Origin of the sequence: Heyndrickxia sp. FSL W8-0496 (assembly GCF_038007825.1) — a bacterium.
GTDB classification, from domain to species: domain Bacteria; phylum Bacillota; class Bacilli; order Bacillales; family Bacillaceae_C; genus Heyndrickxia; species Heyndrickxia oleronia.
This window is the reverse complement of sequence record NZ_JBBOXX010000001.1, coordinates 3,518,592-3,540,254: the sequence shown is the minus strand read 5'-3', so window position 1 is coordinate 3,540,254 and position 21,663 is coordinate 3,518,592. Positions and strand designations below refer to the sequence as shown.

Sequence of the window (21,663 nt, the reverse complement as noted above, 5' to 3'; positions counted from 1 at the left end):
CTTTAGCAGAAATCTGAAAAAGCCTAAAATCCATGATTACATGAATATCATATGAGGAAATAAAAGATGTGTGATTCATTCGCCTAATTGGATAAGTCATTGTACAATGAAATTAGATCGTTATTTTTTATCTTTTAAAATTAATAAATGTTTAGGGGGACAGACAGTCAAGTGCAGCCAATTCAAAGTAATGAAAGAATTTCTTCTTTAGATGTATTAAGAGGATTTAGCTTACTAGGTATCTTTCTTGTAAATATGATCTCGTTCGAATCACCAATCCTATATTACGACCCACAGGGGTGGTGGCAGGGAACAGACAAGTCTTTGTTCTCCTGGATTGAAGTATTAGTTCAATCTAGCTTTTATCCGATATTTGCTATGCTGTTTGGATATGGATTAGTGATCTTGAGGGAACGATGCGAACAAAAAGGTATTTCATTTAATAAATTAGGTGTTCGCAGACTTTTGCTATTAGTAGTAATTGGAGCCATTCATGCCTTTTTTATTTGGTCTGGAGATATCTTAGTGAATTATGCAATATTCGGATTGATTTTAATGCTTATATTAAATTGGTCCGGAAAAACATTGATCTATTCTGGATTAGCATTATTTTTGATTCCTAACCTTCTATTTAGTTTATTATTAATGCTTCTTGCGATGACTTCACCACATGATATTAGCACATATTCAGATATGGCAGGTATTACTGAGTCAGTAAAAAACTACGGTTCAGGTACATATATTGAAATTACAGCACAGCGTTTTCATGATTGGTATATGGTGAATGGGCCAGAAAATATTATTTTTATCCTATTTTCTATCATTCCATTAATGATGATTGGGGCAGGTGCAGCGAAGCTTAAATGGCTTCAAACGAAAATAGATAAGAAGAAGTGGCTTGTTTTATTTATTCTTTCAGCAATCATTGGCTTATTTTTAAAGCTATTACCCGTAGTTATTGATTCTAACCTTGCATATAAATTTATACAGCAATCATTAGGAGGAACGATTTTAAGCCTAGCTTACATTTCACTTATCATTCTTTTATTAACAAATAAATATTTTAGTAAACTCTTCAAACCTTTTGCTACGGCTGGTCGAATGTCATTAACAATTTATTTAACTCAATCAATAGTAGGTACATTGATTTTTTATCATTATGGATTGGGTTTATATACTAAGCTGACACTAGGAACAAGTATGCTGCTCGCTATATTAATCTATATCATACAGGTAGTACTAGCAGAGCTATGGTTTATTAAGTTTAAATATGGACCTGTTGAAAAAGTATGGCGTTTACTAACTTATGGAAAAGCTATAAAATCAAAATAAATGGATAAAGGGGTGAGAAAATGAAATTATTAAGTTTTAAGATTAATGGAACAGAGCAATATGGGGTATTTAATGATCAATCTAATGAAATAATGAATCTTGCCTTGTTGGCACAAAAAGATGGTACCTTACCTTTAACACTAATAGAGGGAATTAAGCAGGGGGATTCCTTTATTAGCTCAGTTAACCAAGCAATAGAGAACTTGGGGAATGATAGAAATACATATCTAGTCAATAAGGATATGATCGAATGGCTTTCACCAATTCCACATCCAATAAAAAATATTATGTGTGTAGGCAAGAATTATCGTGAACACGCAATTGAAATGGGAAGTGAAGCAGACATTCCGGAGCATGTAATGGTATTTACAAAGGCAACAACAACAGTCACAGGGCATTTAACTACTATACAGTCCCATTCCGAGATTACGAATCAACTAGATTATGAAGGGGAATTAGCTGTAGTTATCGGCAAAAAAGGGAAAAATATTTCAGAGGAAGAAGCATTGCAATATGTTTTTGGATATACCATTCTAAATGATATTACTGCAAGGGATTTACAAAGTAGACATAAGCAGTTTTTTATTGGAAAAAGTTTAGATACATCTTGTCCAATTGGACCATGGATTGTTCATCATTCGGCTATTTCTAGTCCCAATGATTTAACAATTACAACGAAAGTCAATGATGAAATTCGCCAAAATTCAAATACAAAACATTTTATTTTTTCCATTGAAACCATTATTTCTACTTTATCAAAAGGAATGACATTAGAACCAGGAGACATCATTGCTACAGGAACACCTTCTGGAGTAGGGAAAGGATTCAATCCACCTAAATTTTTGAAAAAGAACGATCGAATCGATATTAGTATCGATGGGATTGGAACTTTGACAAATAAAGTACAATAGATTAAGGGATATATCTTCAATACTCTTCTTATGATAAGATGTTTGAAGCACATAAAACTTTAGGAGGTTAAATAAATGTATACAACACATGCACATGTTACGACATGGGTCATTGCAATCATCTTGTTTGTCATTGCATTTGCACTTTATAAAAGTGGAAATACAAAAGGCTCTAAGATTGTTCACATGATTCTAAGATTATTTTACATATTAGTCATTATCACAGGTGGAATTCTATTCTTTAAATTCCAATCAACATTTGGTCCTGCACTATACGGAATGAAATTATTAGGTGGTTTACTTGTCATTGGAATGATGGAAATGATTTTAACTCGTATTAAGAAAGGAAAAGGTACAGGTCTTTTCTGGTTATTATTCATCATTTTCTTTGTAGCTGTTCTATACCTAGGATTTGTAAAACTACGTATGGGATTACATCCATTTGGATAATAGAAAGCGTCATTAGCTGAAAAGCGATGACGCTTTTTTATTTTGGTCTTAGTGACAGTGGGAAGTTTATCCTGTAAAATAAGTGTAAAGATAACCAAAATTTCGACAATTAAGGTGGTGGATTGACACCATGGCAACGTCATTTCAACTAATTTATGAAAATGAAGGGCAATTAATAAAGTTTATTGATGATCATGAGTTAGCACAATATCCAACTTTATTGATACAAGCTTATGTTTCACAAATGGAAGGTCAGGAATTGGACACATTACGAAATACTCTCTTAAAGCATCTTCCGAAAGCAAAATTGATTGGTGGCAATTCCCGTGGAGAAATTATAGATGGTCGGGTTTCAGAGAGAAAGCCAATCCTCACCTTTACTGTTTTTGATAAAACGAATATTCATTCCAATTTATTTACTATCCAAGAAGATATGAATGGGTTTCAGCTTGGACAAACGATTGTGAAAGAACTAGTAAACTCTGAAACTAAGGTATTAATTGTACTCGCAAGTCACCATCATTCTCTTCTAAATGACGTTCTATCAGGTATTTATGAATGGAGTCCAGACGTTCATATTGTAGGAGGGGTAATGGCAGAAGAGGCTAGCCATCATTCTTTTATAGTCACACAGCAGGGGATAACTAGCCATGGGATAGCTGTTGCTTCATTAGATAATCAGAACCTTTATGTAAAAACAATGGTTAATGCTGACTGGCAGGAGATTGGAAGTACATTTACCGTTACAAAATCAAAAAATCAACAAATATATGAAATTGATGGGAAAAAGCCAGTACAAGTATTAAAGACTTATTTGGGACAAGGATTTATTAACCGATTGCCATATTCCGGCTTGGAATTTCCGTTACTGATTCATAGAAATGGGAAGAAAAAGGAATTTTTTATTAAAAGAACCGTAGATTTTGGTGGAATCCAGGTAAGTGATTCTATTTTTGAGGGGGAAGAAATAACATTCGCTATTCCAAATATTGAGAGCCAAGTAAATTCATCTATTAAGCAACTAAAGAACTTAAAGTTGCAGAAAATTGATTCTGTGTTTGTTTTCCACAGTATCACACGAATGAAAGGGATTGAGGGATTAACACAATTTGAGTTAAAATCGTTAGCTATGAATGCGCCGGTTAGTGGTTTTTTTTGTAATGGAGAAATTGCCAAGCGGCAAGGAGGATTTCCGCAAGTATTTTCTCATTCAATGTCCTATCTAGCCTTTTCCGAAGCTAAGGAAAAAAGCAAAATGGTACCAGATCTTCATTACCATATGCCTGATTATGCTCATACATTCGTTACTCTATCAAATTTAATTAATGCTTCGTCACAAGATATTAAAGCTCTGAATAATGAGATGAAAATATCAGAAGAACAATATCGTTCATTATTTAATAATAATACAGATATGATCTATTCTACAGACTTAAGAGGGAATTTTACTAGTATGAACCCTGTTTTTCTTAAAAACTTAGGGTATGCACAAGAAGAGTTGTTAGGAAAATCTGCGTTAAAATTGGTTCAAGAGGCAGATGTAAATCGAATCAAAAGACATTTTCACCGAACAATTGATGGGAAACCTCAGTATTATGACATTGAAATATATACGAAGAATGGCAAAGCTTCGTATTATCATATAAAAAATATCCCGATAACTGTGAATAATGAATGTGTGGGGATATATGGAATTGGAAGAGACATAACAGAGAACTTAGAATTTGAAAAGAAAATCACACAATTAGCTAATTATGATGAGGAAACAGGGTTACCTAATCGTAATAAATTTAAAGAAATTATTGATCGGATGTTAGAGAGAGCTAAAAAGAAAAAACGGACATTAGCTGTTATGTTTGTTGATTTTAATCGGTTTAATATGATTAATGATGCACTTGGACATGATGCTGGCGATCTGTTTTTAAAGGAAATGGCAGTAAGAATAAAAAATTGTCTTTTAACAGGGGCTTATGTAGGAAGATTTGGAAGTGATAAATTCACTATTTTATTAACGAAAAATTCAAGCCCTGAATATGTCACTAATATGTGTAAATTATTATTAGAAGCCATACAACTACCTTTCAAATTTCAAGATAAGGAGTTCTTTATAACTGCGAGTATTGGAGTTAGTATGTATCCTTATGACGGATATGATAGTGATATATTAATGAAGAATGCTGATATTGCCTTAAATCGAGCAAAGCTCCAAGGCGGGAATGAATGGATTTTCTTTTCTGATGAAATGAATGATGAAACCATTAAACGTTTAGAGCTGGAAAGTGATCTACGGCGTGCTTTGAAAAATAATGAATTATACCTTTTGTACCAGCCAATCGTTGAAAAGGGGACTAGAAAGCTGATAACTTGTGAAGCGCTAATCCGTTGGCAGCATCCTCAAAGAGGAATAGTTCCACCTTTAGAGTTTATTCCAATAGCCGAAGAAACGGGTTTAATCCATTCAATTGGGAAATGGGTATTGAAAACGGCTTGTAAACAGGTTGTGGATTGGCATAATGAAGGATTAACTGATGTAAGTATATCAATTAATGTTTCTGCTTTTCAATTTCAAAACCGATGGTTTATTGAAGAGGTAAAGAATGCACTAGCATATTCAGGACTGCATCCTAACTATCTTCATCTAGAATTAACAGAAACGGTCATGCTAAATGATTCACAAAAAACAATAGAAGTCATGAAAGCACTTACGAATATTGGTGTGAAAATTTCGATTGATGATTTTGGAACTGGTTATTCTTCCTTAAGTTATTTAAAAAATTTGCCGATCCATATTTTAAAGATTGATCGTTCATTTATTCAGAATTTAGATGCAAATACTCCTGATTTTGCCATTGTAAAATCAATAATGACAATGGGACACGGGCTCGGTTTACAAGTTACAGCAGAAGGAATTGAAACAACACAGCAGCTAGAAATTTTAGAAGAAATGAATTGTGATTTTTTACAAGGCTACTTTATTGAAAAACCGTTATTCCCTGATCAATTAAAGGAATGGTTGAACCACGAGCATAGCATAATGATATAAATAAACGGAGCTTAGGCTCCGTTTATTTTAACATTTTATCAATAACCACTCTTTTACCTGTACTCAAAGTAAATTCAAACCGATCTTGTTTTTCATTTTCATAAATAAAATGGTGTTGAACCGCAACAACAGATTCTTCATTATCAAAAATAAGAATATTTACCCCTTGTTTGTTATCAAGATTATCTAAAAATGAAAGATGATTATGACAAAAAATACAATCATAAATGGAAAAATCCAATGTGTTTAGCGTGGAAAGAAACTGTAAAAATACATCATCCTCAAACTCATCCAATAACATTTGCAGTGAAAAAACGATCTGTTTTCTCATTCTTACCTTCATTTTATCCAATAGAAAAATCGTTTCATTCTTATGATTGAGACGACCATCTTCTTCCAATATTCCTTTAATCCATTTATGCTGAACATAGATTTCAATTTCTTGATCGATATAGTGTTCAAGCATCATCGCTTCATCAGTCTCATAATCAAAAAATACCCATTGATCATTAATATTCTCAATCACTCCTTCTAAAAAGGCCCTTGATTGATGCTCTATAAGCTGCATTCTTTGTAATTGTCCCATCAAATAAACCTCCAATATTCAATCGTCTATCATCGTTTTGGACAATCAACGGGAATTTCATACAGTCTTTACGTAATAAAAATTAAATTATTCCGGACTACTTCTATTGCAGTAGACAAAGATGTGTCATATAAAATTCAAATTTGAAGGCTATTTTTCTTTTAATTTCACTGTATTAGTTTGACGTTAGATTCTAGAAAGGATAATCTTAATTCGAGGAATTATTTAGGAGGATATTTTATGCTTAAAAAGGTTTTAGCATTCTGTTTTATTCCAATTCTTCTTTTTTATACAGTACCAGTTCATGCGGCAGGTGTAGAAGAGCAAGATTGGCAGGATCAAACGATATATTATTTAATCGTTGATCGATTTAATAATGGGGACTCTAGTAATGATAAAAATGTAAATGCATTGAATCCATTAGGGTATCAAGGCGGTGACTTTCAAGGAATTATTGATAAATTAGATTACCTGAAGGATCTAGGTTTTACAACTGTCATGCTATCACCCATTTTCGATAATGATGATAAAGGGTATGATGGTTCACGTATTAAAGACTATTATAAGACGGAAGAGCATTTTGGTCCGTTGAAATCATTTAAGAAGCTGGTTAACGAAGTACATAACCGTGATATGAAAATAGTGATTGATTTTCCGACTTATCAAGTAAGCCCGGAAAATTCACTTGTCCAAGATTCAGCTAAAAAGGATTGGTTTAATGGAACAACAAAGGATCAATTGCCTGTATTGAATCAGGAAAATTCTCAAGTGAAACAGTATTTAATTGATGCAGCTAAATGGTGGGTTAATCAAACAGATATAGATGGATATTTTCTAAGTGACGCTGATCATTTTCCGGAATCATTTTGGAAGGAATTCTCTTCGACTGTAAAATCAAAAAAGAGTGATTTATATTTACTGGGAGAAGTTAGTTCAAATTCGTTAATTAAAAATCATGAAAAAGCAGGCTTTGACGGAATGATGGATCACAACTTAAATCAACCGATGCGTGATGCTTTTTCCAATATTAATCAGCCAATTAAGCCAGTACTTGATATCATAAATCAACATAAAGAAACATATAAAAATTCAAATTTGATCGGTGCTTTTTATGATAATCCAAATATGAAGCGATATACACGGGATATGGTTAATAATAATCTTTTTCCTGGTACAAGATGGAAGCTGGCATTGACCTATTTATATACACAGCCTGAAATTCCAATCGTGTATTATGGAACAGAGATTGCTGTCGATGGTGGCGACGCTCCAGAAAATCGCCAAATGATGAATTTTCGCGCGGATAAAGAATTAATCGATTACATGACAATGATCGGTGAAATTCGTCAGAAGCAACCCGCCCTTAGAAGGGGAACGATGAAAACCATTTATGATAAAGATGGAATGGTTGTATTTAAAAGAGAATACAAAGGCAAAATCAATATTGTTGCAATCAATAATACGGATAAAACTCAAATAGTCAACATTCCGCAAGATGAATTACAAGATAATAAGGAATTAAGAGGATTAATTAGTGGGGGAATTGAAAGAGAAGATAATGGTGTTTTCAAGCTTGCATTAGACAGGGAAACATCTGAAATATACAATGTTGTAGAGAAAACAGGTATTAACTATGTGATGATTGCCATCCTTGTTGCTATCTGGGTCGCATTTATACTATTTGTCGTTACTGTCCGTAAACGCGGAAAGAACAAAAAAGTACAATAAAAAATGAAAAGATAGGGTTGTCTATTAAAATGAATATCCCTATCTTTTCATTTTTTTATTCCTTCTATCCGCTAACCATTTATGATCGTCCCACCATTCACATGAATAATCTGACCTGAAACATAGCTAGAATCATCGGATGCTAAATATACATAGGCTGGGGCAAGTTCAAATGGTTGTCCCGGTCTACTCATTGGTACATCCGCTCCAAAATGTTCTACCTGTTCAGAGGAAAATGTTGAAGGAATAAGTGGTGTCCAAATAGGACCTGGTGCGACACCATTCACTCGAATTCCATTACCTATAAGAGAAAGTGATAGTGATCTTGTAAAAGAGACGACTGCTCCTTTCGTAGAGGAATAATCAATCAATTGTTTATTTCCTCCATATGCTGTAATCGACGCAGTATTAATAATACTACTCCCATTTTTTAAGTGTGGAAGGGCAGCTTGTACCATGAAAAAATAAGAAAAAATATTCGTTTGGAACGTCCTCAATAATTGTTCCTTAGTAATATTTAAAATACTTTGTTGTGGATGCTGTTCTGCAGCGTTATTCACTAGTATATCTATCTTTCCAAACTGTTCAATTACTTGTTTAATAGCAGTTTTGCAATGCGTTTCATCTCCTAAATCTCCCTGAATTAATAAGCACTTTTTCCCCTCTTTTTCAACTAATTCTTTAGTATTTTGTGCATCTTGATCTTCATTTAAATAACAAATGGCAATATCAGCGCCTTCTTTAGCGAAATAGATAGCAACAGCTTTACCAATTCCACTATCGCCTCCTGTAATAATCGCTGTTTTTCCCGAAAGTTTTCCACTGCCTTTATAACCTGGATTGATTGATTTAGGAATTGGGTTCATTTCTGTTTCTACACCAGGTTGCTGTGATTGATGTTGTTTTGGTAATGTTTTTTTGGATTGTTGATTAGACATGATCTCACTCCTTTTTTTGTTAAAGGCTCTTTTCCCAATTGTAAATTTCATAAGAATCGTTAAAGTGTTTATTTAGGCATAAGAGCTAGAAATTAAGCTTTTACAAAAGCAATATACATGATGAAAATAGCTTTGTTAAAATAAGTTAAAGGGGGCTTGTTTTAATGGAAATTACGATTCGAGAAATTAAATTAGAAGATGCATCAAAATTACTCCAGCATACACAATTAGTGTTTACCCAATCTACGTTCTTATTAACCACTCCTGAAGAACTTACATTAACAATTGAAAGGCAACGTGACTGGATAGAGGAACAGTCAAAATTAGGTAATTATATGCTAGTTGCTGAATACAACGGTAAGATTTTTGGCTTTTTAAATGCATCACGTTCACAAAGAAAAAGAGTCAGTCATAATTGCATGTTTGGTATAAGTATTCAAAAGGAATATTGGAATAAAGGGATAGGCAGGAAAATGATTATGAAAATGTTACAGTGGGCAGAAAGCCATCCTCAAATTGAAAAAGTTCTACTCGAAGTTTTTGCTCATAATGAAAGAGCGATTCATTTATATCAATCATTGGGATTTATAGAAGAAGGAAGGAAGAAAAAACATATTAAATTTGATGATGGCACTTATGTCGATGAAATAATTATGTCAAAATTTGTAAAATAAGAAAAGTTATTTTCTTTATTTTAGGCTCTTTTCTCAAATATTGTTGCTATTTAAGTAAACTTTTAACTAATAACTATCGGCTGAAGATCGTTACACCTTTTATTTTACTGGGAAAAGAGCTGCAATTTCCAAAGGAACAGCTGGAATCCTTTATGGGGTGTATAAGCCGGCAATTGGGCTTTTACAAGAGCAACAAACTAAACGAAAACAGCCTTATTTAAGACATGCAAAAGAAAAAATCAAAGGCAATAAAAAAACGAATAGGGCTTAATAGCCCATTCGTTCTATCGATAGTTTACAAATTGCACGTCAACAGATAGGTCTGCTTCCCGTACTGCAGCAATGATCTTTTGCAAATCATCACGACTTTTTCCCGTTACGCGAATTTGATCATCCTGAACTTGACTCTTTACTTTTACTCCACTGTTTTTAATGATGGTATTAATTTTTTTGGCATTTTCCTTATCAATGCCTTGAATAAGCTTTGCGCGTTGTCGAACAGTTCCACCAGAGGCACCTTCTAATTTGCCATAGTCAAGATTTTTAACAGGAACTCCTCTTTTTATTAGCTTACTAAAGAGGACATCTTTTAATTGATTCATTTTAAATTCGTCATCAGATATAAGGACAAGCTCTTCTTTATCCAAACTGATTTCACTCTTACTTCCCTTAAAATCATATCGTGTTTGAATTTCCTTCATTGCAAGATTAATCGCATTTGTTACTTCTGAAAAATCAACATTCGATACAATATCAAAAGAACTTTCTTTTGCCATGGAGTAACCTCCTATTACTAATATAATATACAATGGCTCTTTAAAGCCTATATATTTAAAAATAGCAAATTACAAGTGGAAAGTCCAACCAATTTGTTAGAGACTAAAAAAACAAGGCTTAAATGGCCTTGTTTATTATGAATGTTGTTTTTGGTGAATCAAAACTTAGTTTCAATCTAACACATGAGCCTATATTATAGATGATCCGTCTTTTTCGAATATTGGTTTTTACCTGCTTTACGATTTTTTTCACGCATCATATTTTTTTCATGGCGTAATGCATTATTATCTTTTGCTTTCTTGTCATTATCTGATGTATGTGGCATAGTTTTCATTCTCCTTTCAATTAGTAATATTCCCTTATCAAAAGGAGAATATGAAAGCTATTTCTTTGCGTTTAAGAAAAATAGTGCAAGTGTTCCGGGACCTGCATGTGATCCAACGGCTGAACCAATAATATTAATATAGAAATCCTTTGTCCCAAACCGTTCCTCAATCATTGCTTTCATTTCAAGGGCAGCTTCTTCGTCATCTCCATGACTGATACCAACCACTTGATGTTCTAAATCGATTCCTCTTTCCTCCATAACATCAAGGATTCTTTTTAGAAGCTTTTTCTTGCCGCGAATCTTCTCGATGGGGATAAGCTTCCCTTCTTCGACATGTAAGAGTGGTTTAATATTTAAAAGTCCACCTAAGAATGCGGAAGCTTTTGAAAGTCGTCCACCTTTTGCGAGGTAATCGAGGTCTTCAACTGTAAATAAATGTTCCATATGTTGACTGCGGAAATGGATATCCTCAATAATTTCTTCCTTTGAAGCCCCATTAGCTGCCATCTCAGCTGCTGATTTTACAACTAAGCCAAATCCAACAGAAGCGCATTTTGTATCAATAATTGTAAGATCTAGATTTGGATACTCTTCTTTTACTTGTTCGTGGACCATAACAGCCGTTTGATATGTTCCAGATAATGCAGAGGAGAAAGCAATATAGATCCCAGATTGATTGGATTTGGCTAATTCCGTGAACACTTCCTGAAAAGCTTGTGGTGTAGGTTGGGATGTTTTTGGCATTTTTCCTGCTCTAATTTCTTTGAATACTTGCTTAGGATTGATCGTTTGTAAGTCTTCATATTCCGTTTCATCTATGTATACGCGAAGAGGTATTAATTTCACTTGATTTTCTTGAAAAAATGATAGTGGCATATCACTGGCGCTATCTGCAAAAATTTTGACACCCATATTTTTCACCCCTAAAAATTAAAAAATATATAAATAAATTTATGAGTTCACATTTTAGTGTACCATTTTTAGCGAAAATCACAATCCTTTCAGTATGAACAAACGGGATTTGGGTAAATCAATAAAAGAAGGAGGTTGATTATGAAAATTGATTCGGTTTGGGAACATGTAAAGAAACTAGGTGTTGTTTTTATTGGTGCTGTTCTCAATGCATTTGCAATGAACTATTTTTTGAAGCCGGCAAATGTTTATGCTAGTGGATTTACAGGGATCGCACAATTATTATCTAAAATAATTACTCAATTCACACCATTACATCTATCAACAGGATTATTATTGTTTCTATTTAATATACCTGTTGCAATATTAGGATGGAAAAAGATTGGGAAGATATTTACTTTATACAGCTTTATTTCGGTAATTTTTATGTCTATTTTATTGGAAGTGATTCCAATCCAAAAAACTTCAAGTGATATCCTATTATACTCTGTTTTTGGAGGTGTTATTACTGCCGTAGGTGTAGGAATTACTTTGAAGTTTGGTGCTTCAACAGGTGGACTTGATATTATTGCTATGGTTTTATCACGAATGAAGGACAAGCCTGTTGGAAATTACTTTTTTATTTTAAATGCGGGAATCGTTATAACTGCTGGTGCCGTATATGGTTGGGATAAGGCATTGTATACTCTTTTATCACTATATGCTTCTACAAGAGTGATTGATGCTATACATACAAGGTATCAGAAACTTACAGCTATGATTATTACAATGAGGTCAGAGGAATTAAAAAGGGCTATCCATTCAAAATTGGTACGTGGTATTACTTTGATCCCAGTAAAGGGTGCGTTCTCTAATGAAGAACGACAGATGTTAATGATCGTTATAACAAGATATGAATTGTATGATCTAGAACATATTATTAAAGAGGTAGATCCTAATGCATTTACGAATATTGTTCAAACGACTGGGATTTTTGGCTTCTTTAGAAAGGAATAAACTTAACCGGATAAAAAAATAGCTGCCTTAAGGCAGCTATTTTAGTCGATCAATTTCAGATTGAAGTTCTTGTAATTGCTGCTGTTCAGCAAAGGTTGAACTAGCATATGCAGAAGACAAGGCATTTTTTGCTTTAGAAATTAGTTCCTGTTGGTTTCCATTTCCAGAAGCATCTTTTGCCATTTCTACATACTGTCTCGCTTGTTGAAACAATCTATTCGCCATTATTCTATTCCTCCTAAGGAGGACTCTTTCATAAGCTCAGTTTGTTGTTCTTCTGCCTCAGCTAAAGTGGAACGATAAGGAAATCGCTCTGCATGTTTTGCCACCGCGTCTTTTCCTTGTTGAACAAAGCGTTTAGACTTGTTTCTTTTACCCAAACGAAACACCGCCTTTTCATTCAAGTGTGAACGAAATAATTATGACTGTTCGTTCAATAAATAGTATGAATCATGTTAGGAATAATAAAACGAGAAATAAATGGCATTTTATTTTAGTTTGAAAAAGTCTTCCAGAAAGACTGAAACCCCATCATCCATATTAGAAAAAGTAACTTCATTTGCAATGTCTTTCAATGGTTTAATACCATTTCCCATTGCTACTCCTACTCCGGCATATTCGATCATTTCCAAATCATTATCCTCATCTCCGAAAGCGATAATATTTTTTTGATCAATTTGATAATAATCCGCTACCTTTTGGATACCAACAGCTTTATTTAAACCAGATTTAACGATCTCGATAATATGCCAAGGAGCTCCCCAGCGACGATGATCTATAACCTCTGCGTGCATCGTACTCAAATGTTCTCGTATTTGGTGGACATGTTTTTCTTCTGCGTGAATGAGTAAAGAGGTTGGATGATCATTTAGCATTTCATTGAGATTTCCTGTAGTTATATTAGGATTACCCATATGAAAAATATCTAATAGCTTTCTATCATAATTGTGTAAATATACATTATCCAAAACCTCCGCAACAATATTAAAAACATTATATTGGTTACATGAATTTACAATCTGCTTGGCTACATCTAATTCCATTGGACTATGGTAATTTCCCCAATTCTCATCTAATGGATGATGCACAAATGCTCCATTAAAGTTTACGATAGGTGTATTTAATTCCAATTCATGATAATATTGAACACTAGAGCGGAAAGGTCTACCTGTTGAAATCATAACAATATGGCCTTCCTGTTGAAGTCTTTTTAATGTTTTTAATGTTCTTTCTGAAATGGTTTTATTATCGGTTAAAAGTGTACCATCTAAATCTAAAGCAATTAAAAATTGATTTTTCATTTTATGTCTCCTTAAACGAATAGTTGAGTTCGATAGAACATAATGTGTATTTCTTTTGCATTAGTTGTTTTTCACAAGGGTGGTTAATAGAAAAGAGCTTCTGTTAAAATATAGCTATTAATTTAAATATACTAAATGTTACAGTCAATTAGAAGGATAACATCCTAGAGGAGAGAGAATAGTGGTCATTATTGAGAAACAACAGATTGATTCGATTCCCGTTTTACATCTTGTAAAAGATACAATCAAAGAACAAAAATTACCATTTATCATCTTTATACATGGTTTTGAATCCGCTAAAGAACATAATTTACATTATGCCTATTTATTAGCTGAAAAGGGTTTTAGAGTCGTGTTACCTGAAGCAAAATACCATGGAGAAAGAGAAGACAATATTACACAGGCTGAAAGAACGTTCCGCTTTTGGGATGTGATTATCCAAACCATTCATGAATTAAACACAATAAAAAATTATTATGTACAAGCAGAACTTGCAAATGAGAATTCTATTGGCGTAGTAGGTACTTCAATGGGTGGGATCATTACCTTAGGTGCTTTAACACAGTATGAATGGATACGAACAGCCGTTAGCTTAATGGGAAGTCCGAATTATGTAAAATTTGCAAAGGCACAAATTGAGCATTTTAAAGAAATAGGTGCTCATATTCCATTCTCAGATGTACAGATCAAAGAACAATATCAAGCCTTAGAACCTTATGATTTAAGTTTACAACCTTATAAACTTAATGATCGCCCATTAATGTTCTGGCACGGAAAAAAGGATAAAATGGTGCCGTATGACCCAACATTTGCATTTTACAATCAAGTAAAAGATCAATATAAGGGAAATCCTGATAGCATTTATTTTCTAACGGATGAAACTGCAGGTCACAAGGTTTCTCGAGAGGGTCTTCTTGAAACAGTAAAATGGTTTGAAAAATGGTTGATAAATAGCTAAAAATTTTACAATTCATCGATTTTTGATATGATGAAGATAATCGAAGGATGAAGGAGTGAAAGTAATGGATGCGGATTTAAAAGAAAGTATTCTTGGTGCGCTTGAGCAAGTAATCGATCCAGAACTAGGGATTGATATTGTAAACTTAGGACTTGTTTATGATATAGAAATGACTGATGAAGGGAAAGCGATTGTTACAATGACTTTGACTGCAATGGGTTGCCCACTTGCTGGCATAATCGTTGACCAAGTTCAGTTAGCATTAAAAGATCTTCCTGAAGTGAAAGATACAGAAGTAAATATTGTATGGAATCCACCTTGGTCAAAAGAACGCATGTCTCGTTATGCAAAAATTGCCTTAGGTATTCCAGATTAATAAAGGGAACATTTTCGTTCCTTTTTTTTTATAAACATTTTTCAAAAATTGTTTCTGTTAACTTTTCCCTAGTAAGAACTTGTTGAAATTACACAAAATAAATATTGTGGTGATTCTTATTAAGGGGGGAATTTTCTCATGGGACAAAGTCATCGTTTTAGATCAGGAGATAAAGCTCCGAACAACGGTATATATGTTGAAATTGGGGAGACTGGAAGCCCAGTTGTCAATCCAAAGCAAGTGAAGTTAAAAGCTGGAGATCATTTTCCGGAATCTTCAAATCATAATCGTCAATGGACATATAAACGCAAACCTTAAAAGGGTGGCCCAAAATGGGTCATCTTTTTTCAAATAAAATAATAGATCAAAAAAATCGCGGATATATCTAATTGTTCGCAGATAAAATTGTAAAGCCGCGGATATCAATTACATACAAATAGATTTACTAGGAATATGAAGTGATTTCACATAAAATATGGGTGAGGTGAAAATGATGGACATTCAAAAATTCACATTTACAGTTCAGGAAGCCATTGCTTCCGCACAGCAATTAAGTATCGAGTACCAAAATCCAGAAATTGATATTGTTCATTTATGGAGTGCATTAATCGAAAAGCCGGATAGTCTCCTAACCAGTATTTATCATCGAGTCGGTCTTGATACAAACGAAATTAAAGAAAAACTGGATCAAATGATGACGAAAAAGCCTCAAGTCACAGGAAGCAATCAAAACCCATACATATCGACTCAATTAGCAAATTTATTAAATGAGGCTGAAAAGGAAGCTAAGGAATTTGAGGATGAATATATTTCAGTGGAGCATCTTATTCTTGCCTTAATGAAACTTCAATCCAACGAAATCGTAGAATATTTAAGAAAACATCATATCACGAGTGAATTACTAAAGGAAGAAATCATGAAAATAAGGGGGAATCAACGCGTGACTACACAAAACCCTGAAGCGACCTATGAAACATTAAAAAAATATGGTCGGGATTTAGTTGCTGCAGTTAAAGAAGGAAAAATAGACCCAGTTATTGGACGAGATAGTGAAATTCGAAATGTGATCCGCATTCTCTCGCGAAAAACAAAAAATAATCCTGTATTGATTGGTGAACCCGGTGTGGGGAAAACAGCCATTGTAGAAGGATTAGCGCAAAGAATTGTAAGGAAGGATGTTCCCGAAGGATTAAAGGATAAAACAATCTTTTCCCTAGATATGGGAGCGTTAATCGCAGGTGCGAAATTTCGTGGAGAATTTGAAGAAAGATTAAAAGCCGTACTTCAGGAAATAAAAAAGAGTGATGGCCAAATATTACTGTTTATAGATGAGCTTCATACCATTGTGGGGGCTGGTAAAACAGATGGGGCAATGGATGCTGGCAATATGCTCAAACCGATGCTTGCAAGAGGTGAACTACATTGCATTGGTGCGACAACCTTAGATGAATATCGAAAATATATTGAAAAGGACCCCGCTTTAGAACGACGTTTTCAACAAGTCTTAGTAGAAGAACCAACCGTAGAGGATACCATTTCGATTTTACGAGGTTTAAAAGAGAGATTTGAAGTTCACCATGGCGTCAATATTCATGATCGAGCACTTGTAGCAGCTACAACTTTATCCAATCGCTATATTACTGACCGTTTTTTACCTGATAAAGCCATTGACTTAGTAGATGAAGCTTGCGCGACGATTCGTGTTGAAATTGATTCTATGCCAAGCGAATTAGATGAAGTAACGCGACGAGTAATGCAATTAGAAATTGAAGAGGCTGCCCTGAAAAAGGAATCGGACGAGGCGAGTAAAGAACGGTTGGAGTTATTACAAAAGGATTTGGCGGATTTAAAAGAAAAAGCTGATGAAATGAAAGCAAAATGGCAGGCTGAAAAGCAAGAATTACAGGTTATTCAAGAGAAACGAGAACAGTTAGAAAAACTAAGAAGGCAGCTTGAAGAAGCAGAAAATAATTATGATTTGAATAAAGCAGCAGAGCTAAGGCATGGAAAAATTCCTGCACTTGAAAAGGAATTGAAAAATATCGAACAATCAATGTCTGCGGATCAGAAGGAAAATAAATTATTGCGTGAAGAAGTAACAGAAGAAGAAATTGCTGAGATTGTTGGTAGATGGACAGGAATCCCCGTAACAAAGCTTGTGGAGGGGGAACGGGAAAAGCTATTAAGATTAGAGCAAATCCTTCATGGACGAGTGATAGGTCAAGATGAAGCAGTAAAATTAGTGAGTGATTCAGTATTACGAGCTAGAGCTGGAATTAAAGATCCAAACCGACCAATTGGCTCATTTATTTTTCTTGGACCAACGGGGGTAGGAAAAACCGAGCTTGCCAAGGCTTTAGCTCAAACTTTATTTGATAGTGAAGAACATATGATTCGAATTGATATGTCGGAGTATATGGAAAAGCATACTGTTTCCAGATTAATTGGAGCACCGCCTGGTTATGTAGGCTATGAAGAAGGTGGTCAATTAACAGAAGCTGTAAGAAGAAAACCATACTCTGTAATATTATTAGATGAAATAGAAAAGGCTCATCCTGAAGTATTTAATGTGTTATTACAAATTCTTGATGATGGACGTGTGACAGATTCCCAAGGAAGATTAGTTGATTTTAAAAATACAGTTATTATTATGACCTCTAATATTGGCTCAGTCTTCTTGTTAGAGCGCAACAATATGGCAGAAGAAATTTCAGAGGAAACGAAGGAAAAGGTATTAAGTCAACTCCGAGCCTCCTTTAGACCAGAGTTTTTAAACAGAGTGGATGACATTATTCTATTTAAACCATTGTCCATTGAGAATGTAAAAGGAATTGTCACTAAATTGATTCAGCAACTCCAATCTAGGTTAAGTGGTCAATACATTCATTTAACTATTACAAATGAAGCTTTAAGTAGGATCGCAGAATCAGCTTATGATCCTGTTTATGGAGCAAGACCATTAAAACGATATATACAGCATCATGTAGAAACAAAACTAGCAAGGGAAATTATTGCAGGAAATATACATCCACAAAGTACTGTTGTAATTTCAGTGGAGAACGATGAACTAAAAGTAACAATCGAAAAATAAAGGGATTGTCTATAATGCAAAGGGACCTGACACCATAACACGATATCTAGAAAAACTAGATAAAGTAGTTTTAGATGGTATCAGGCCCCTAAATAGATAATCCCTTTTATTAATGAGTTTCCACTTCTGGTTTCGGAATAGCTGCTGCTAAAATCGCAATTAAAACAGTTGCAATAACGCCGATAATGGAGATCGTTTGAATACTATACTCTGTATTCGTCATTGAACTTGCAACATAACCTAATACTTGCACAAGAATAAAAGTCCAAAAAAGAGTAGCGATAAATTTCAATTCATTCACCCCGATTATTTTAAATTATGTATATAAATGTAAACATTATTAAGATTTCCGTTTCATATTATCATAGCTAATGACTTTTATAAATGGATTTCACAAAAATTATATAATTTATATTAAAATTTATCTAGTTTTAGGTAAATCCACTGTCTAAAGATAAAAGGCTTGCATACATTATAATGACCAATACTGTAAAAATGATTGTTAAATTTACACAAACTTTTCAATCGCTTTTAAGAGGAGTTTTAAATAATGTTTGTCTCATTTTTGTTTGATCAACAATGGTGTATGTTACATTATCCCAAAAGACCTAATGGATTTGCTGTACTTATATTAGGAGATCAACAGCACTACGTTCATGAAAATTCAAGCGTCTGGATCGAAAATACAGGACGAGCAAAAATGATTGATCAGTTATTAGAAGCGGGTTACACCGTTTTTTACTCTAATTTATTTGGCAAAAACTGGGGTAATCGTCAGGCAGTCGATCACGCATATAATCTTTACCAAATTATTATGAGAAAAGAAATATTGAATAAAAAAATTCATATATTTGCAGAAGGGATGGGAGCTCTTATTGCAGCCCAACTGATTTTATTAATGGAGAATAATATTCGTTCTATCGTCTTATTTTCACCATGCATTTCACTTGATGATCATTTGCAGCAAGAAAAGGACAGAAAATTTTATTATAAGAAATTAATGAAGGAAATCGAAATTGCTCATAAAGATAATAGAGTCAAGTTAAATATGAAGGAAACCTATGAAAAATTAATGCAGCCACTATGTTTTATACAAGTTGTCGATCAAAATTTATATAAGGATCAACAAAGTATTATTCATGCTATTATTCAAATTCGTAAACAACATAAAAGACAAGTAAATAATCATTTTATATTACAAGAAAATCGCGAATATATTACTAAAAAAATGATTAAATTCCTACAAGAAAATGAGCGTATTATATAAGACAATCTAGCGGGAGCTGTGTGAGCTCCCTTTTTACTTGTTTCATATAGGAAGACATAAAAATAATTTAAAGAAGGGCTGCATACGATTACTTATAAGGATGAGTTAATTATTAAGAGGGGGTCTTTTTTTATGGAGCAGGCCATAGTTTTTGCTGCTCAGCAATTTATAGGCTTTGAACTTTGTAAGCAATTGTTAGATGGAGGATTTGAAGTGATTGCTTTGGAGCATGAGATGATGTTAGATGAACAGACAGAAGATAAATGGCTAGAAATTGGAAGAAATGCAAATCTAACCTATGAAATGATAAATAATTCTTTACAGCTAAACCATCCATCATATCATTGTTTTATACCATTATATGATTTATTTATTCAACGTAATAATGAAATCGTAGAGGATTGGCATAAAAGCTTTACAACACTTTATCAGCTGATAGAACCAAAAGTTGAATTAATTATTTTCATTAGCCCTGCCGAATGGAGAGTTAACGAACATACAATCTATCAAGAGATTAAAAATGAATTATTACAAAGCACAAGAAAATCGCATTGGATTGAATTTTTTCTACCTACTATCTATGGTCCATGGCAACCAAATCAATTTTTATTTCAACAGCTTATAAATAAACAACAGCATCAAAGCTACATAGATGATTTGGAAGATGCCCTTTATATCGAGGATGCAGTCCGAACAATATTAGATAATACTGTCATGGAATTATATGGAGAGACAGTCTTAATTGAAAGTGGTCACACAGATATGTGGTGGAAGTGTGTAAACTATTTAAATCCAACCTTTCAACGAAAGAATCAACTGGAAAGTCGAAAAGTGGAGAAAATATCAAAAAAGATTAGTGTGAAAGAAAACATGTCATTTGAGCAAGCACTTGAAATGCAAAAACAGCATTATTTTCGGAAATTATAATTTATTTGCATATTTTCCTTTCAGAAGTAAAATAGAAAAGGAATTTATTTAACGCTTATTATTTCTAAAATATTAATGATAGAGCTTTAAAAAGGAGTATGCGTAAGCATGATAAAAAAGTTATTCATTATCATTGCCTGTATATTACTTTTATCAAGTTGCTCAAATAGGGTTGATAAAGGTAAACTTAACAAGGTAGGAATGTTAGTACCTGAAACAATCAATGATCAAGTCTGGGGAACAAAAGGGTATAAGGGTCTGTTGAATATCCAAAATGACTTTGATGTCGATGTTTATTATAAAGAAGGAATTGAAAACGCATCTGCCATCGAACATGCAGTCAGTGAATTTAAACAAAAAAATGTAAATTTAATTTTTGGACATGGAATTGAATATGCGGATACGTTTAATAAAATTGCTAAAAAATATCCTACTATTCATTTCGTTAGCTTCAATGGGGATGCAACACAAAAAAATACAACTAGTTTAAGATTTGAAGGCCACGCAATGGGTTTTTTTGGTGGGATGACGGCGGCACATATGTCAACCACAAAAAAAATAGGTATTATTGCAACACATAGCTGGCAGCCGGAAATTAAAGGATTTGTTGAAGGCGCAAAATATGAGGATCCGAATATTACCGTCTTATTAAAGTATACTGATAATTGGGATGATGGACAAAAAGCTGTTGGGCTTTTGGACAAATTATTAGATGAAGAAGTAGACGTGGTATACCCAGCTGGCGATGGCTTTAATGTACCGGTCATTGAAAAAATTAAAGAAAAAGGTCTATATGCAATAGGCTATGTTTCAGATCAATCGGATTTAGGGAAAAATACAGTTCTAACAAGTACGATTCAACAAGCAAGTAAGCTTTATGATATTGTCGCAAAAAAATATGCAGAGGGTACTCTCCAATCTGGAAATCTTTCATTTGACTTCCAAGATGGTGTAATAGAAATGGGGAAATTCAGTCCCCGAGTTGACGAAAAATTTCAAAGGAAAATGAAACGTTTTGTCAAAAAATATAAAGAAACAGGAGACTTACCAAAGTAAACTTTAGCTTGG

Annotated in this window: 23 protein-coding genes; 14 read left to right on the top strand and 9 right to left on the bottom strand. The window is 33.6% G+C overall.

Annotated elements, in window-relative coordinates; all coding sequences use genetic code 11:
* The first annotated feature begins 171 nt into the window (after positions 1 to 171).
* The 4 genes from NST63_RS17785 (at position 172) to NST63_RS17770 (ending at position 5,736) form a co-directional block, all read left to right on the top strand.
* Positions 172 to 1,332: a DUF418 domain-containing protein gene (locus NST63_RS17785; RefSeq protein WP_341043148.1), complete on the top strand. Its 1,161-nt coding sequence runs from the start codon at positions 172 to 174 to the stop codon at positions 1,330 to 1,332.
* Between the two features lie 20 nt (positions 1,333 to 1,352).
* Positions 1,353 to 2,243: a fumarylacetoacetate hydrolase family protein gene (locus NST63_RS17780; RefSeq protein ID WP_341043147.1), complete on the top strand. Its 891-nt coding sequence runs from the start codon at positions 1,353 to 1,355 to the stop codon at positions 2,241 to 2,243.
* Between the two features lie 75 nt (positions 2,244 to 2,318).
* Positions 2,319 to 2,693, top strand: a complete 375-nt coding sequence (locus tag NST63_RS17775; RefSeq protein ID WP_071976839.1) for a YisL family protein — start codon at positions 2,319 to 2,321, stop codon at positions 2,691 to 2,693.
* Between the two features lie 130 nt (positions 2,694 to 2,823).
* Positions 2,824 to 5,736 carry a bifunctional diguanylate cyclase/phosphodiesterase gene (locus tag NST63_RS17770; RefSeq protein ID WP_341043146.1) on the top strand — a complete coding sequence of 971 codons (2,913 nt, stop codon included), beginning with the start codon at positions 2,824 to 2,826 and terminating at the stop codon, positions 5,734 to 5,736.
* A gap of 22 nt (positions 5,737 to 5,758) precedes the next feature.
* Here NST63_RS17770 and NST63_RS17765 read toward each other — a convergent pair whose 3' ends face one another.
* Complete coding sequence (locus tag NST63_RS17765) at positions 5,759 to 6,322, bottom strand: DUF2777 family protein (protein ID WP_341043145.1); 564 nt, start codon at positions 6,320 to 6,322, stop codon at positions 5,759 to 5,761.
* A 240-nt stretch (positions 6,323 to 6,562) separates the two neighbouring features.
* Between NST63_RS17765 and NST63_RS17760 the strand changes: the two genes are divergently transcribed.
* Complete coding sequence (locus NST63_RS17760; RefSeq protein ID WP_341043143.1) at positions 6,563 to 8,050, top strand: alpha-amylase family glycosyl hydrolase; 1,488 nt, start codon at positions 6,563 to 6,565, stop codon at positions 8,048 to 8,050.
* A 71-nt stretch (positions 8,051 to 8,121) separates the two neighbouring features.
* On the opposite strand, the gene NST63_RS17755 is transcribed toward NST63_RS17760, so the two are convergent.
* The gene (locus NST63_RS17755; RefSeq protein WP_212942436.1) at positions 8,122 to 8,988 is read right to left on the bottom strand and encodes an SDR family oxidoreductase; all 867 of its coding nucleotides are present in this window, start codon (positions 8,986 to 8,988) and stop codon (positions 8,122 to 8,124) included.
* Positions 8,989 to 9,152: 164 nt separating this feature from the next.
* Between NST63_RS17755 and NST63_RS17750 the strand changes: the two genes are divergently transcribed.
* On the top strand, positions 9,153 to 9,662 hold the full coding sequence (locus NST63_RS17750) for a GNAT family N-acetyltransferase (protein WP_341043142.1): 510 nt from the start codon (positions 9,153 to 9,155) through the stop codon (positions 9,660 to 9,662).
* Between the two features lie 284 nt (positions 9,663 to 9,946).
* On the opposite strand, the gene NST63_RS17745 is transcribed toward NST63_RS17750, so the two are convergent.
* From NST63_RS17745 to NST63_RS17735, 3 genes are all read right to left on the bottom strand, one after another.
* Positions 9,947 to 10,438 carry a YajQ family cyclic di-GMP-binding protein gene (locus NST63_RS17745; RefSeq protein ID WP_058004786.1) on the bottom strand — a complete coding sequence of 164 codons (492 nt, stop codon included), beginning with the start codon at positions 10,436 to 10,438 and terminating at the stop codon, positions 9,947 to 9,949.
* 194 nt (positions 10,439 to 10,632) lie between these two features.
* Complete coding sequence (locus tag NST63_RS17740) at positions 10,633 to 10,764, bottom strand: DUF3941 domain-containing protein (protein WP_071976845.1); 132 nt, start codon at positions 10,762 to 10,764, stop codon at positions 10,633 to 10,635.
* A 57-nt stretch (positions 10,765 to 10,821) separates the two neighbouring features.
* A complete protein-coding gene (locus tag NST63_RS17735; RefSeq protein WP_058004787.1) occupies positions 10,822 to 11,679 on the bottom strand; it encodes a DegV family protein in 858 nt (285 codons plus the stop codon).
* A 141-nt stretch (positions 11,680 to 11,820) separates the two neighbouring features.
* On the opposite strand from NST63_RS17735, the gene NST63_RS17730 reads away from it, so the two are divergent.
* The gene (locus tag NST63_RS17730; protein ID WP_212942432.1) at positions 11,821 to 12,675 is read left to right on the top strand and encodes a YitT family protein; all 855 of its coding nucleotides are present in this window, start codon (positions 11,821 to 11,823) and stop codon (positions 12,673 to 12,675) included.
* A 36-nt stretch (positions 12,676 to 12,711) separates the two neighbouring features.
* On the opposite strand, the gene NST63_RS17725 is transcribed toward NST63_RS17730, so the two are convergent.
* The 3 genes from NST63_RS17725 to NST63_RS17715 all read right to left on the bottom strand — a co-directional run bounded on the left by NST63_RS17725 (position 12,712) and on the right by NST63_RS17715 (position 13,976).
* Positions 12,712 to 12,900: a DUF3813 domain-containing protein gene (locus NST63_RS17725; protein WP_341043138.1), complete on the bottom strand. Its 189-nt coding sequence runs from the start codon at positions 12,898 to 12,900 to the stop codon at positions 12,712 to 12,714.
* Positions 12,900 to 13,055 (bottom strand): hypothetical protein, encoded by a 156-nt coding sequence (locus NST63_RS17720; RefSeq protein WP_169792992.1) that lies wholly within the window; start codon positions 13,053 to 13,055, stop codon positions 12,900 to 12,902. The genes NST63_RS17725 and NST63_RS17720 overlap by 1 nt, the downstream gene beginning before the upstream one ends.
* A 108-nt stretch (positions 13,056 to 13,163) precedes the next feature.
* A complete protein-coding gene (locus NST63_RS17715; protein WP_212942430.1) occupies positions 13,164 to 13,976 on the bottom strand; it encodes a Cof-type HAD-IIB family hydrolase in 813 nt (270 codons plus the stop codon).
* A gap of 181 nt (positions 13,977 to 14,157) precedes the next feature.
* Between NST63_RS17715 and NST63_RS17710 the strand changes: the two genes are divergently transcribed.
* The 4 genes from NST63_RS17710 to clpB all read left to right on the top strand — a co-directional run bounded on the left by NST63_RS17710 (position 14,158) and on the right by clpB (position 18,401).
* Positions 14,158 to 14,934 carry a prolyl oligopeptidase family serine peptidase gene (locus NST63_RS17710; protein WP_341043135.1) on the top strand — a complete coding sequence of 259 codons (777 nt, stop codon included), beginning with the start codon at positions 14,158 to 14,160 and terminating at the stop codon, positions 14,932 to 14,934.
* Between the two features lie 64 nt (positions 14,935 to 14,998).
* Entirely contained in the window at positions 14,999 to 15,310 is a 312-nt protein-coding gene (locus NST63_RS17705) for a metal-sulfur cluster assembly factor (protein WP_058004792.1), read from the top strand.
* Between the two features lie 138 nt (positions 15,311 to 15,448).
* Entirely contained in the window at positions 15,449 to 15,628 is a 180-nt protein-coding gene (locus NST63_RS17700) for a YjzC family protein (protein WP_058004793.1), read from the top strand.
* Between the two features lie 175 nt (positions 15,629 to 15,803).
* Entirely contained in the window at positions 15,804 to 18,401 is a 2,598-nt protein-coding gene (gene clpB, locus NST63_RS17695; protein WP_341043133.1) for an ATP-dependent chaperone ClpB, read from the top strand.
* A 109-nt stretch (positions 18,402 to 18,510) separates the two neighbouring features.
* Here the strand turns inward: clpB and NST63_RS17690 are convergent, their stop codons facing one another.
* Positions 18,511 to 18,693: a YjzD family protein gene (locus NST63_RS17690; protein ID WP_058004794.1), complete on the bottom strand. Its 183-nt coding sequence runs from the start codon at positions 18,691 to 18,693 to the stop codon at positions 18,511 to 18,513.
* Between the two features lie 258 nt (positions 18,694 to 18,951).
* Between NST63_RS17690 and NST63_RS17685 the strand changes: the two genes are divergently transcribed.
* The 3 genes from NST63_RS17685 (at position 18,952) to NST63_RS17675 (ending at position 21,651) form a co-directional block, all read left to right on the top strand.
* Positions 18,952 to 19,668 (top strand): hydrolase, encoded by a 717-nt coding sequence (locus NST63_RS17685; RefSeq protein WP_341043132.1) that lies wholly within the window; start codon positions 18,952 to 18,954, stop codon positions 19,666 to 19,668.
* Between the two features lie 132 nt (positions 19,669 to 19,800).
* Positions 19,801 to 20,595, top strand: a complete 795-nt coding sequence (locus NST63_RS17680; protein ID WP_212942423.1) for a hypothetical protein — start codon at positions 19,801 to 19,803, stop codon at positions 20,593 to 20,595.
* A gap of 108 nt (positions 20,596 to 20,703) precedes the next feature.
* Positions 20,704 to 21,651, top strand: a complete 948-nt coding sequence (locus tag NST63_RS17675; protein ID WP_212942421.1) for a BMP family ABC transporter substrate-binding protein — start codon at positions 20,704 to 20,706, stop codon at positions 21,649 to 21,651.
* Positions 21,652 to 21,663: the final 12 nt, after the last annotated feature.